Here is a 12,581-nt window from a genome sequence, read left to right on the forward strand (position 1 = left end):
TCGTCGCGCCGGACTCCGGCGGCGGCAACGAACACTATGTTCACTAGTGAAGTTGTGGGAGTCAAGTCTAAGGTCACTAGTGGAAATGACGATCAGGGCACGCTACAGTGGATCAGCGATGAACAGTTCTCGACGGCCCGGGTCCGCCGGGGGTCTCGTCGGGATCGGGCCGATCGGAGCCTCCGCGTACACTGGCCGACGACGTCGGGGCGCTGTGCGGGGGCGCCGTCGAGCACTGTCGTGATCGGTGACGAGGGGGAGATGACGTGGGCGCATTCGCCTTCCGGCACATCGCCGAAGCTCTGCGCGAGGACATCCGCGGCGGCGTCGTCGGCGTCGGCGGCTCGCTGCCGTCGGAGCGCGAGCTCAGCCGCCGTTTCGAGGTCTCGCCGGGGACGGTGCGCGTGGCGCTGAAGGAGCTCGTCGCCGAGGGTACCGTGGACGGTACGCGCGGGCGGCCGAAGACCGTGGTGCGGGTCCCGCGCCCGAGCTCCAGCTTCGACGAGTTCCACAGCTTCGCCCAGTGGGCCCGCGGCCACGGCCGTGCTCCGGGCGGCCGCGTGGTGGAGAAGCGCTGGCAGATCGCCTCGGAGATGGACGAGACGCTGCTGCAGGCGGCGCCGGGGCGTCGGATCCTGGCGGTGACCCGCGTGCGCACGCTGGACGGGGAGACGGTGATGCTCGAGCGGACCCACTACCCGGAGTGGCTCGGCGAGATCGTCGACGCGCTGCCCGACGACGTCGCCTCCGTCACGTCCCGGCTCGCCGACGAGCACGGAGTGCATTTCAGCCACGCCGAGCACATGTTCGGCGCCGAGGGGGCCAGGGCCAGGGATGCGGCGATGCTCGGGATCTCGCGCGGGACCGCGCTGCTGATGCACCGGCGCGTCTCCCGCGACCCCGCGGGTCGGCTCCTGGAGTGGGCGACCGACCGTTATATCTCCGGGCGGATCATGGTCTCGGTGGGAAATTCGCGGAACTCCAACCCGCTGCGCTGGGCGCTCCCCGGCTCCGAGCCGGGGATCTGAACGGTTCCGCGCCGGGCGGACCGGCGGATGTGAACTCCCCGCGCCTCCCATGCGAAGATGGACTGCATGCGTGCCCGCGCGTGTGGTCCGCCCTGGTGTAATGGCAGCACGCCAGCCTTTGGAGCTGTGCAGTCTAGGTTCGAGTCCTAGGGGCGGAACGGCCCCGGCCCCAGGCTCCCGGATCGTCGGGTTCCCGATAGGATCGAGGGGTCCTCCGCCCCCGTGTCAAGGAGCATCAGCACGTGCCCACGCTCAAGACTCGCCCCGCCGCAGTGATCGTCTTGGCGGCCGGCGCCGGCACCCGCATGAAGTCGCGGACGCCGAAGATCATGCATCGTCTCGGGGGAGTGTCCATGATCGGGCACGCTCTCACCGCCGCCGCCGGCCTGCGCCCCGAGCACCTGGTGGCCGTCGTGCGCCATCAGCGCGAGACCGTCGCCGGGCACATCACCACCTTCGACCCGTCGGTCGTCCTCGCCGACCAGGACGAGGTCCCCGGCACCGGTCGCGCCGTCGAATGCGGCCTGGAGAAGCTCGCCGCCGACGGCGTCGCCGCCGAGTCCGGCACCGTGGTGGTCACCTACGGCGATGTGCCGCTGCTGAGCACCGAGATGCTGACCGAGCTCGTCGCCGCCCATGAGGCCGACTCCAATGCCGTCACCGTGCTGACCACGGTGCTCGACGACGCCGGCGCCTACGGCCGGGTGCTGCGCGCCGAAGACGGGTCGGTCACCGGCATCGTCGAATACAAGGACGCCACCGAGCAGCAGCGCGCCGTCCGCGAGATCAACTCCGGGATCTACGCCTTCGACGCCGCCGTGCTGAGCCGTGCGCTGGCGCAGGTCTCCACCGACAACGTCCAGGGCGAGAAGTACCTGACCGATGTGCTCTCCCTGGCACGGGCCGAGGGCGGCCGCGTCGCCGCCGTCGTCACCGAGGACCGCTGGCAGGTCGAGGGCGCCAACGACCGCGTCCAGCTGCAGGCCCTGGGCGCGGAGCTGAACCGGCGCACCGTCGAGGCGCATATGCGCGGCGGCACCACCGTCGTCGACCCGGCGACCACCTGGATCGACGCCACCGTCACCCTCGACGAGGACACCACCGTGCTGCCCGGCACCCAGCTGCACGGTGCCACGCGCATCGGCCGCGACGCCGTCGTCGGGCCGGACACCACGCTGACCGACGTGATCGTCGGCGAGGGCGCGGAGATCGTCCGCACCCACGGCGAGGGTGCGGAGATCGGCGACGGTGCGCGCGTCGGCCCCTTCACCTACCTCCGCCGCGGCACCCGGCTCGGCGAGACCGGCACGATCGGCGCGTTCTACGAGACGAAGAACGTCGAGATCGGCCGCGGCGCGAAGCTCTCCCACCTGGGCTACGCCGGCGACGCGGTCATCGGTGAGCACACCAACATCGGCTGCGGCAACATCACCGCCAACTACGACGGCGAGGCCAAGCACCGCACGGTGATCGGCTCGCATGTGCGCACCAGCTCGAACACGGTGTTCGTCGCGCCGGTCGAAGTCGGCGACGGCGCCTACACCGGCGCCGGTGCGGTGGTCCGCAAGGATGTGCCCGCCGGAGCGCTTGCGCTGTCGGTGGCCCCGCAGCGCAACGCCGACGGCTGGGTGGAGCGCAGGCGTCCGGACAGCGGATCGGCCGAGGCGGCCCGTCGCGCGGCGGGATCCTCGGACGAGCCGGCGGATGCGGCGGAGTAGAGTCGAGACAGCAGCCAGGGAACCGACCGGAGAGAAGGAAGAACAGGCATGGACGAGATCAGGCTGAGCGGGGAGAAGACCCTCGTCGTGGCATCCGGACGGGCACACCCCGAGCTGGGGGACGAGATCGCCGCCGAGCTGGGGACCGAGCTGCTGCCGATGAGCGCCTACGAGTTCGCCAACGGCGAGCTCTATGTGCGCTCCTCGGAGTCGGTGCGCGGAAAGGACGTGTTCCTGCTGCAGTCGCACCCGTACCCGCTGAACAACTGGCTCATGGAGCAGCTCATCATGATCGACTCCATGAAGCGCGCCTCGGCCAAGCGCATCACCGTCGTCTCGCCGTTCTACCCGTATGCGCGGCAGGACAAGAAGGGCCGCGGCCGTGAGCCGATCTCGGCGCGCCTGGTCTCCGACCTGTACAAGACCTCCGGCGCCGACCGGATCATGTCGGTCGACCTGCACACCGCGCAGATCCAGGGCTTCTTCGACGGCCCGGTCGACCATCTCTTCGCCGTCCCGCTGCTGGCCGACCACATCAAGGCCCAGGTCGCCGGCGACGAGGTCACCGTGGTCTCGCCGGACACCGGCCGGGTGCGCGTCGCCGAGCAGTGGGCCGAGCGCCTCGGCGGGGCCCCGCTGGCCTTCGTGCACAAGACCCGTGATCTGACCCAGCCGAACATGGCCGAGTCCAAGCAGGTCGTCGGCGAGATCGAGGGCCGGACCTGCGTGCTCATCGACGACATGATCGACACCGGCGGCACGATCTCCGGTGCGGTGAAGGTGCTCAAGGACGCCGGCGCCAAGGACGTCATCATCGCCGCCACCCACGCGGTGCTCTCCGAGCCGGCGCCCGAGCGCCTCGAGCAGTCCGGCGCCCGGGAGGTCGTGGTCACCAACACGCTGCCGATCCCGGACGAGAAGCGCTTCAGCAACCTCACGGTCCTCTCCATCGCCCCGATCCTGGCGCGGGCGATCCGCGAGGTCTTCGAGGACGGCTCGGTGACCTCGCTCTTCGAGGGCAACGCCTGACGGACCCCGCCGTCGGCGGCTCAGCACAGCGTGAGCCGCGGGCCTGAGCCGGTGCACAGTGCGGGCCGCCGACCGGATGGTCGGCGGCCCGCACTGCGTCCGCGGCCGGGCGGCGCACTAGCCCTGCAGGAAACCGCGCAGCAGCTCGGCCGTCTCGGCCGGCTTCTGCGTGGGGATCTGGTGGGCGACGCCGGGCACCGTCGTCGCCGATCCCTGAGGCACGCCGGCGGCGATGGTCTCGGCCTGCTCCGGCGGGGCCACCGGATCGTGCTCTCCGGCGACGGCGAGCACCGGCACGGCGACCTCGGAGAGCCGGTCGCGCAGGTCGAAGCGGCTCTGCACGCTGCACAGCGCCGCGTAGCTGGCGTCGTCGGCGGTGCGCAGCGAGTCCAGCACCGCCTCGACCTCGTGAGCGTGCTCGCGCCGGAAGTCCTCGGTGAACCACTTGCCCGCGCTGCCCTCGGCCAGCGAGGCGGTGCCCGCGGCGCGGATCGTCTCGGCCCGCTCGATCCAGGTCTGCGGGTCGCCGAAGCGCGGCGCCCCGCCGACGACGACCAGGCGGGCGAAGCGGTCGGGGTGGTCGATGCCCAGCTGCAGCATCAGACCCCCGGCCAGCGAGGTCCCGGCGGCGCTGACCGGCACCTCGGTCAGCTCGGGGCGGCGGGCGCGGTGCTCGACCACCGCCTCGACCAGCAGGTTCCCCAGGGCGCTCATCGTCGGCTCCGCAGGGGCGTCGGTCCACGGGGCGGAGAGCCCGTGGCCGGGCAGGTCGACGCCGATCACCTGGGGGCCGGCCGCGGCCCCGCCGTCGACCAGGTGGGCGGCGGTGTGCGCCCAGGTGCTCGCCACGTCGGTGCCGAGACCCGGCACCAGGACGAACAGCGCGGTCGGCTCGCTCGGGGCGTGCAGCGTGGTGGTGCTCAGCGTGGTGTGCTCCATGGTGCCGAGTATCGTCGTCCGCGCCGTCGGCGGGCAAGGTCGGGGTGCGCCGTCTCCGGTCGCGGGCGGCTGCGGCGGCGTCGTGGGCGTCTTGGGCGCCGCCCGGGCCGTGATAGCATGAGCGACTGTGCCCAGGCGAGGGAGCGCGGTCGGCGAGGCCGCCGCGACTCCGTGATCGACGAGGCGACGCTCGAGAGCCCACCGCATGCTGTGCAGCGTGCGACGGTCCGACGTCTTCCCCCGTCGGCCCCTGGACGTCAGGACCGTCGACCAACGAAGGACACATCATGTCGGACAAGATCGTCATTCAGGCCCACCTCCGGAGCGACTTCGGCAAGGGTGCGGCCCGCCGGGCCCGCCGCGAGGGCTGGATCCCCGCCGTCGTCTACGGCCACGGCGAGGACCCGCAGCACCTGCTTCTGCCGAAGCACGAGACCACGCTGGCGGTCCGCAACCCCAACGCGCTGATCACCCTGGACATCGAGGGCAAGGACCAGATGGTGCTGCCCAAGGACATCCAGCGCGACGCCATCTACCGCAGCGTCGACCACCTCGACCTCATCGTCGTCCGTCGCGGCGAGAAGGTCGTCGTCGACGTCACCGTCGAGGTCATCGGCGAGCCGGCCGCGGGCCTGGCCCACCTGCTGGACCAGCCGACCGTCTCCGTCGAGGCCGAGGCGACCCACCTGCCGGAGTCGGTCAGCATCGACATCACCGACCGCACCGAGCACGCGCTGCCGGAGCTGCTGCAGCTGCCCAAGGGCACCACCCTGGCGCTGTCGGACCTCGAGTCCCCGATCGTGACCATCTACGAGCCCGCCGCGCAGGACCTGGGCGAGGACGAGGAGTCCGACGAGGACGAGGACGAGGCCGCCGAGGCGTCCTCCTCCGAGGAGTCGGGCGAGGGCGAGGGCTCCTCCGAGGAGGAGTGAGCGCTCCGGAGCCGATGCGACCCGCGGCGAGCGGGTCGATAGACTCGACTCCATGAGTTCAGAGAACTGGCTGGTGGCGGGGCTCGGGAATCCCGGGCCCCGCTACTCGCGCACGCGGCACAACGTGGGGCAGATGGTCGTCGACGAGCTCGTCGGCCGCATGGGGGCCGGCCTGGCCCGCACCAAGGTCGGCGCGCGGATGGTCGGCGCCCGCCTGCAGCCCGGCGGTCCCAAGATGCTCTTCGCCGTCTCCGAGGGCTATATGAACACCTCGGGCCAGCCGATCCGCCGGTTGATGGACTACTACGACGTCGACCCGGCGCGGCTGATCGTCGTCCACGACGAGGTCGACCTGGACTTCGAGCGGATCAAGCTCAAGCGCGGCGGATCCGAGGGCGGGCACAACGGGCTGAAGTCCATCACGCAGCACCTCGGCGGCGACCGCGACTACATCCGGGTGCGGGTGGGCGTCTCCCGCCCGCCGGGGCGCATGGACACCGCCGACTATGTGCTGCAGAACTTCTCCGCCGAGGAGCGGAAGGCGCTGCCGCAGCTGCTGCAGCGCGCCGGCGACGCCGTCGAGAACGTCATCACCGACGGCCTGACCGCCGCGCAGAACCGCGTGCACCAGCTCTGAGGCTCCGGTTCCGACGACGCCGGCCCGGGCTCCGCTCACCGCGGGGCCCGGGCCGGCGTCGTCGTGTCGGGGCGGATCAGCCCTGCTGGTCGATCCAGGCGGAGACCTCCCGGGCCTGCACCGCCACGAACTTCTTCATGTAGGGCTCGGCCGCTGAGGCCAGCTTCTTGCCGATCAGCGGCACCGACGTGGTCACCTCGCCGCGCACCGTCGCCAGCGTCTCGGAGTCGCCGCGCGCGTGCAGCACCTGCGAGGCGGTGGCCTTCACCGGGGCGGAGTGGATCGCGACGTCCATGTCGGAGCGGCGGGAGCCGTCGGCGTCCGGACCGGACCAGGTCTCGGTCACGGTGACCTGGACCTGACCCTTGATGACCTTCTTGGCGATGTCCGGCAGCTGGTCCACCGACATTCGCTGCTCGGAGGTGACGGTGACGGCTCCGGCCGGATCGCCGTCGACGGCGAAGCTGATCAGCTCCGAGCCGACGCGATCCGCCAGATGCGCGTGGAAGTCGCGGGAGGTGTAGGCCTGCAGGATCTGCTCGGCGCCGTGGGGTATCACGGTCTCGGTCTCGAGGGCCACGGAGGGGTCTCCTTCGCTGGGGGACGTATCCCGATCATCATAGGGGGCGGCGCGGTCGATCTGCTCTCGGCAGGTCCGCCGTGAGCAGGATTCGTGGGCGCCGGGACGTCGCCGCGCGGCCGGCCGACGTTCCGTTCGCGCCTCCGTCCGACGTTCCCGCTGAGCGGACGCATGTGCCCGCGGCCCGGCGGGGCAGTATCCTGTGGAGGTCCTCCCGACCGGGGCGCGGGATCCGTCCGCCGGCCCGGACGGCACCTGCGAAGGCACCCCGACGACGGTCCTGTCACGAAGCGAGGCGAGCAACTCCATGGCATTGTCCGGTCTGCGTACTGCCCTGGCGGCGGATTCCTCCTATGCGCGGGTCGCCGCGGCGGCGTCGAGGCCGGCGCCCGAGCGGACCGAGGAGCTGCAGATCGCCGCGACGCCCGGCATGCGCCCGGCGCTGGTCGCCGAAGTCGCCGAGCAGCTGCGCGCCGCCTCCGACTCCGGAGTGCTGCTCACCGTCACCGCCACCGACCGCGAGGCCGAGGACCTGGCCTCCTCGCTGCGGGCCTACCGGCCCGACACCCGGGTCGCCCACTTCCCCTCCTGGGAGACGCTGCCGCATGAGCGGCTCTCGCCGCGCTCGGACACCGTCGGCCGTCGGCTGGCGGTGCTGCGCCGGCTGGCCCACCCGGAGGAGGCCGGCGCGCTCGACGTCGTCGTCGCCCCGGTGCGCGCCGTGGTCCAGCCGATCGTCGCCGGGCTGGGGGAGCTGGCCCCGGTGCGGCTGAGCGTCGGCGAGGAGCGGGACTTCGACGCGATCGTCTCCGCGCTGGCAGACGCCGCCTACTCCCGTGTGGACATGGTCACCCGGCGCGGCGAGTTCGCCGTCCGCGGCGGCATCCTCGACGTCTTCCCGCCCACGGAGCCGCATCCGCTGCGCGTGGAGTTCTTCGGCGACGAGGTCGAGCAGATGCGGTACTTCTCCGTGGCCGACCAGCGCTCCCTCGACGACGAGGGGCCCGCCGTCCTCGACGCGGCTCCCTGCCGCGAACTGCTGATCACCGACGACGTCGCCGCCCGGGCGAAGGCGCTGCTGCCGCAGATGCCCCATGCTCAGGACCTGCTGACCAAGATCGCCGAGGGCATGGCCGCCGAGGGCATGGAGTCGCTGGCTCCGGTGCTGGTCGAGCAGATGGTCCCGTTCGTCTCCGAGCTGCCGGAGAGCTCGCTGACGATGGTCGTCGAGCCGGAGAAGACCCGCACCCGCGCCCACGACCTGAACACCACCAACGAGGAGTTCCTCGCCGCGGCCTGGCAGGCCAGCAGCGACGGCGGCTCCGCCCCGCTGGACCTGACCAGCGCCGAGCGCGACGACCTCGCGGCCGGCTCCTTCGCCAGCCTCGCCGAGACGCGGGAGGCCTCGCTGGAGCACGGCGCCGGCTGGTGGTCGATCACCTCGCTGGGCCTGGACGAGGAGCTCGAACAGGACGCCGACATCGCCTCCATCGACTCCCGCGAGCCCTTCGGCTACCGGGGCAGCGTCGACGAGGTGATGACCTTCCTCGCCGAGCGCGCCCGCGACCGCTGGTCGGTGGTCGTCACCACCGCCGGCGCCGGATCCGCCCAGCGGGTGGCCGAGCTGCTCACCGAGAACCGGGTGCCGGTCGAGCGGGTCGAGGAGCTCGCCGAGCCGCCGACGCCGGGACGGATCACCGTCACCACCGCCGAGGTCTCGCAGGGCTTCGGGATCGACTCGCTGCAGCTGGCGCTGCTGACCGAGTCGGAGATGCTGGGCCGCTCGATGCGTTCCAGCCCCGGCGAGGGGCGGAGGATGCCGGCGCGGCGCCGGCGGCACGCCGTCGACCCGCTGGCGCTGAGCCCCGGCGACTACGTCGTCCACGAGCAGCACGGCATCGGCCAGTTCGTCGAGCTCGTCCAGCGCAAGGTCGGCTCCGCCCAGGCGGTCAAGGCCGGCACCGCCGGCATCCGCGAATATCTGGTGCTGGAGTACGCGGCCTCGAAGCGCGGCGGGCCCAAGGACCGGCTGATGGTGCCCACCGACCAGCTCGATCAGGTCAGCCAGTACGTCGGCGGGGATGCGCCGAGCCTGTCGAAGATGGGCGGCAGCGACTGGGCGCAGACGAAGAAGAAGGCCCGGAAGGCCGTCCGTGAGATCGCCGGCGAGCTGATCCGGCTCTACGCCGCCCGCATGGCCTCCCGCGGCCACGCCTTCGCTCCCGACACCCCCTGGCAGGCCGAGCTGGAGGACGCCTTCCCGCATCCGGAGACCCCGGACCAGCTGACCACCATCGACGACGTCAAGCGCGACATGGAGCGCGAGATCCCGATGGACCGGCTGATCTCCGGCGACGTCGGCTACGGCAAGACCGAGATCGCCGTCCGCGCGGCGTTCAAGGCCGTCCAGGACGGCAAACAGGTCTCGCTGCTGGTGCCCACCACGCTGCTGGCCTCCCAGCACTATGAGACCTTCACCGAGCGCTTCGCCGGCTTCCCGGTCACCGTGCGCGCACTCTCGCGCTTCCAGACGGCCAAGGAGTCGCGCGAGGTCCTCGACGGCGTGCACAGCGGCGAGATCGACGTCGTCATCGGCACCCACCGGCTGCTCAGCAGCGAGGTGAAGTTCAAGGACCTCGGGCTGGTGATCATCGACGAGGAGCAGCGCTTCGGCGTCGAGCACAAGGAGGCGCTGAAGAAGCTGCGCACCAACGTCGACGTGCTGGCGATGTCGGCGACGCCGATCCCGCGGACCCTGGAGATGTCGATGGCCGGCATCCGCGAGACCTCCACGCTGGCCACCCCGCCGGAGGAGCGCCACCCGGTGCTGACCTACGTCGGGCCCTTCACCGACAAACAGGTCTCGGCGGCGATCCGCCGCGAGCTGATGCGCGAGGGCCAGGTGTTCTTCGTGCACAACCGGGTCTCGTCCATCGAGGAGACCGCCGCGAAGGTCCGTGAGCTGGTGCCCGAGGCGCGCGTGGAGGTCGCCCACGGGCAGATGAGCGAGTCCCGGCTGGAGCAGATCATCCAGGACTTCTGGGAGAAGCGCTTCGACGTGCTGGTCTCGACCACGATCATCGAGACCGGCCTGGACATCTCCAACGCCAACACGCTGATCGTCGACCGCGCCTCGACCTACGGACTCTCCCAGCTGCATCAGCTGCGCGGCCGCGTCGGGCGCTCGCGGGAGCGCGCCTACGCCTACTTCCTCTACCCGGCGGAGAAGCCGCTGGGCGAGGTCGCCCTGGAGCGGCTGAAGGCCGTGGCGGCGAACAACGAGCTCGGCGCCGGGCTGCAGCTGGCGATGAAGGACCTCGAGATCCGCGGGGCCGGCAACCTGCTCGGCGGCGAGCAGTCCGGTCACATCGCAGGCGTCGGCTTCGACCTCTATCTGCGGCTGGTCGGCGAGGCGGTGGCCGACTACCGAGGCGAGGCCGAGGAGCGGACCACCGAGGTCAAGATCGAGCTGCCCGTCGACGCGCATCTGCCCGAGGACTACGCCCCCGGCGAGCGGCTGCGGCTGGAGGGATACCGGAAGCTGGCCGCCGCCGACACCGACGAGGCGATCGAGGAGGTCGTCACCGAGTGGCGCGACCGCTACGGCGAGCCGCCGCAGGCGGTGGCGAACCTGGTCGAGGTCGCCCGGCTGCGCAACCGGGCCCGGGCGATCGGCATCGACGACATCGGCACCCAGGGGAAGTTCATCCGCTTCGCCCCGGTGGAGGAGCTGCCCGAGTCGCGGCAGATGCGACTCGATCGGATGTACCCGGGCAGTCAGATCAAGTCCTCGCTGAAGGCGGTTCTCATCCCGAAGCCGACCACGGGCGGGATCAGCGGCCGGGAGCTGGCCGACGCCGAGCTGCTGTCCTGGCTGGACCAGGTGCTCACCGCGATCTTCGAGCCCGCGGCGTCGTCGACGAGCTGAGCCGGATCAGTGGCCGGACGCGTCCGCCGGCGTCGGCGACGATGGCGAGGCGAGGGCGGCGGCGCCGCGCCTGACCGCCTCGCGGCGGTGGGACCAGCGCACGACGGTCAGCGCCGCATAGCCGCTGCAGAAGACCGTGACGAGCACATACAGACGCGGCCATCCGGTGAGCTGGACGAGGATCTCGGAGAGCACGGCCAGCAGCACGGGGAAGAGGGCGAGCGACAGTCGCTCGCCCCGTGTCGAGCCGTCGTGGGCGCCCTTCACGATCACCGGTCCCGGAGCATATCGATGTCAGTGATCTCCATGTCGGACATGGTGTCACATATCATGTCGCCCCGGCGACGGCATCCTGACCGCCGACGGCGTCAGGCTCGCGCGGCGGCGCCCCGGGCCGGCAGTCCGGTCAGGCAGGGCGACAGCCGCGTGCGATTGACCAGCACGCCGAGCGCCCAGCACACCAGCAGGGCGAGGATCACCCGCAGTCCGGAGGACTCGACGCCCAGCGCCTGGTGGGTGAGATGCAGGATCACCGGGTGCAGGAAGACGACCAGCGTGGCCACCCGGACCAGCTCGGAGACCACGGTCACCGCCGGCCGGGACCGGCTCAGCAGGTCGTCCACCGGATGGGCGAAGATCAGCACCATTCCGCAGGAGATCAGCACCGCCAGCGCCGGGGAGAGCAGGAAGGTGCCGAAGCCCGACCACTTCATGTTCATCGGCTCGGCCCCCAGGGCGACGGCTCCCAGTCCGACGGCGACGGCGAGCGGTCCGGTCAGCCGCGGCAGCGGCACCCGATGCCGGATCCGGCGGAACCAGAAGCCGGCGAGCATGAAGCCCAGGCAGGCCGGCACCAGCCCGATGCCCAGCGGAGTGTAGGCCGCCGCGGAGTCGGGCAGTTCGGCGAGCACCAGTCCGGCCAGCGTGATCGCGGCTCCGACCCACCAGGGCAGGCCGACCACTGCGCGCATCAGCACCGCGGTGAAGAACAGCACGGAGATGAACCAGATCGCCAGATACGGCATGTCGGTGAAGGCCCCGCCGATCAGCGCGCGGGCGACGACGCCGTCGTCGAAGGGCCAGGGAGTCGCCGCCATCGCGGCCACAGCCGCCGAGACCAGGACGAACCAGACGATGTAGGGTACGCCCAGCGTCCGCCAGCGGGTGCGGACCTCTCCGCCGAGGGTGCGGGCGTCGGAGAAGAAGAAGCCGGCCAGGACGAAGAACAGCGGCATCCGCCAGATCTGCAGGAACTCGGCGCCGGGCATCCCCGGAGTGGCATGGCCGACGACGACGGCGCTGACCGAGACCACGCGCAGCGCGTCGATGCCGACGTTGCGCCGCGCGGTCTCCTGGATGCGCGAAGAGCGCGGTGAACGACGTCCCCGCCGGTCACCGCGCTCTCGGTCCATGCTGTCCAGGCTCAGTGGGCCTTCGGCTCGACGGGTTCCCCGTGCTCGCCGTGGATGTCCTGCTGGGTCAGCGTGTCGCCGCGGCCGAGGAACTGCTTGGTCACCAGGAAGGCCAGGGTCCACAGCAGCATGAAGGACAGGCCCGGGATCCAGGCGTCCTCCAGCGTCCAGAACGACAGGGCGTAGACCGAGCCGAGCAGCAGCCCGAAGACGAAGATGAAGGCGACGACGTTCCCGACGACGTTGCCCTGGCCGGAGTAGGAAGTGACCTTGCCGTTGCTGATCATGGAGTCGGATCCCCTTGTGAGTGCTGCGGTGCGTGCTGCGTGCGGGTGGTGTCGTCTGTCGCCGTCGTCGGCTCGGCGCCGGTCCTGCGCC

Annotated in this window: 11 protein-coding genes and 1 tRNA gene; 7 read left to right on the plus strand and 5 right to left on the minus strand. The window is 71.4% G+C overall.

Annotated features, from left to right (window positions below):
• Window positions 1-266 precede the first annotated feature (266 nt).
• The 4 genes from GU5_RS13405 to GU5_RS0101310 all read left to right on the plus strand — a co-directional run bounded on the left by GU5_RS13405 (window position 267) and on the right by GU5_RS0101310 (window position 3,775).
• Window positions 267-1,028: a GntR family transcriptional regulator gene (locus GU5_RS13405; protein WP_010523774.1), complete on the plus strand. Its 762-nt coding sequence runs from the start codon at window positions 267-269 to the stop codon at window positions 1,026-1,028.
• Window positions 1,029-1,114: 86 nt separating this feature from the next.
• Window positions 1,115-1,186, plus strand: a tRNA-Gln gene (locus GU5_RS0101300).
• A gap of 84 nt (window positions 1,187-1,270) precedes the next feature.
• Window positions 1,271-2,746 carry a bifunctional UDP-N-acetylglucosamine diphosphorylase/glucosamine-1-phosphate N-acetyltransferase GlmU gene (glmU, locus tag GU5_RS0101305; protein WP_010523775.1) on the plus strand — a complete coding sequence of 492 codons (1,476 nt, stop codon included), beginning with the start codon at window positions 1,271-1,273 and terminating at the stop codon, window positions 2,744-2,746.
• A 48-nt stretch (window positions 2,747-2,794) separates the two neighbouring features.
• Entirely contained in the window at window positions 2,795-3,775 is a 981-nt protein-coding gene (locus GU5_RS0101310; RefSeq protein WP_010523776.1) for a ribose-phosphate diphosphokinase, read from the plus strand.
• Window positions 3,776-3,892: 117 nt separating this feature from the next.
• On the opposite strand, the gene GU5_RS13410 is transcribed toward GU5_RS0101310, so the two are convergent.
• Window positions 3,893-4,714 (minus strand): alpha/beta fold hydrolase, encoded by an 822-nt coding sequence (locus GU5_RS13410; protein ID WP_010523777.1) that lies wholly within the window; start codon window positions 4,712-4,714, stop codon window positions 3,893-3,895.
• Window positions 4,715-5,001: 287 nt separating this feature from the next.
• Here GU5_RS13410 and GU5_RS0101320 point away from each other — a divergent pair, with 287 nt between their 5' ends.
• Together GU5_RS0101320 and pth are read left to right on the plus strand one after the other, a co-directional pair.
• Window positions 5,002-5,646 carry a 50S ribosomal protein L25/general stress protein Ctc gene (locus GU5_RS0101320; protein WP_010523778.1) on the plus strand — a complete coding sequence of 215 codons (645 nt, stop codon included), beginning with the start codon at window positions 5,002-5,004 and terminating at the stop codon, window positions 5,644-5,646.
• A gap of 52 nt (window positions 5,647-5,698) precedes the next feature.
• A complete protein-coding gene (gene pth, locus GU5_RS0101325) occupies window positions 5,699-6,283 on the plus strand; it encodes an aminoacyl-tRNA hydrolase (protein ID WP_029513917.1) in 585 nt (194 codons plus the stop codon).
• A 76-nt stretch (window positions 6,284-6,359) separates the two neighbouring features.
• Here the strand turns inward: pth and GU5_RS17160 are convergent, their stop codons facing one another.
• Window positions 6,360-6,863 (minus strand): DUF2505 domain-containing protein, encoded by a 504-nt coding sequence (locus GU5_RS17160; protein ID WP_010523780.1) that lies wholly within the window; start codon window positions 6,861-6,863, stop codon window positions 6,360-6,362.
• A gap of 307 nt (window positions 6,864-7,170) precedes the next feature.
• Between GU5_RS17160 and mfd the strand changes: the two genes are divergently transcribed.
• On the plus strand, window positions 7,171-10,791 hold the full coding sequence (mfd, locus tag GU5_RS0101335; protein ID WP_029513918.1) for a transcription-repair coupling factor: 3,621 nt from the start codon (window positions 7,171-7,173) through the stop codon (window positions 10,789-10,791).
• A 6-nt stretch (window positions 10,792-10,797) separates the two neighbouring features.
• On the opposite strand, the gene GU5_RS0101340 is transcribed toward mfd, so the two are convergent.
• The 3 genes from GU5_RS0101340 to GU5_RS0101350 form a co-directional block, all read right to left on the minus strand.
• Window positions 10,798-11,064: a hypothetical protein gene (locus tag GU5_RS0101340; RefSeq protein WP_010523782.1), complete on the minus strand. Its 267-nt coding sequence runs from the start codon at window positions 11,062-11,064 to the stop codon at window positions 10,798-10,800.
• Window positions 11,065-11,159: 95 nt separating this feature from the next.
• Window positions 11,160-12,203 (minus strand): acyltransferase, encoded by a 1,044-nt coding sequence (locus GU5_RS13415; RefSeq protein WP_010523783.1) that lies wholly within the window; start codon window positions 12,201-12,203, stop codon window positions 11,160-11,162.
• A gap of 11 nt (window positions 12,204-12,214) precedes the next feature.
• Window positions 12,215-12,490 (minus strand): hypothetical protein, encoded by a 276-nt coding sequence (locus GU5_RS0101350; RefSeq protein WP_010523784.1) that lies wholly within the window; start codon window positions 12,488-12,490, stop codon window positions 12,215-12,217.
• Window positions 12,491-12,581: the final 91 nt, after the last annotated feature.

The sequence above is a fragment of the Nesterenkonia sp. F genome, assembly GCF_000220985.1.
Lineage (GTDB): Bacteria > Actinomycetota > Actinomycetes > Actinomycetales > Micrococcaceae > Nesterenkonia.

Excerpts from the sequence above, each read along its gene's own strand:
- GU5_RS0101310 (WP_010523776.1), top strand. The coding sequence starts at position 2,795 with ATGGACGAGATCAGGCTGAGCGGGGAGAAGACCCTCGTCGTGGCATCC.
- mfd (WP_029513918.1), top strand. The coding sequence starts at position 7,171 with ATGGCATTGTCCGGTCTGCGTACTGCCCTGGCGGCGGATTCCTCCTAT.
- GU5_RS13415 (WP_010523783.1), bottom strand. The coding sequence starts at position 12,203 with ATGGACCGAGAGCGCGGTGACCGGCGGGGACGTCGTTCACCGCGCTCT.
- GU5_RS0101320 (WP_010523778.1), top strand. The coding sequence starts at position 5,002 with ATGTCGGACAAGATCGTCATTCAGGCCCACCTCCGGAGCGACTTCGGC.
- GU5_RS13410 (WP_010523777.1), bottom strand. The coding sequence starts at position 4,714 with ATGGAGCACACCACGCTGAGCACCACCACGCTGCACGCCCCGAGCGAG.
- GU5_RS0101350 (WP_010523784.1), bottom strand. The coding sequence starts at position 12,490 with ATGATCAGCAACGGCAAGGTCACTTCCTACTCCGGCCAGGGCAACGTC.
- pth (WP_029513917.1), top strand. The coding sequence starts at position 5,699 with ATGAGTTCAGAGAACTGGCTGGTGGCGGGGCTCGGGAATCCCGGGCCC.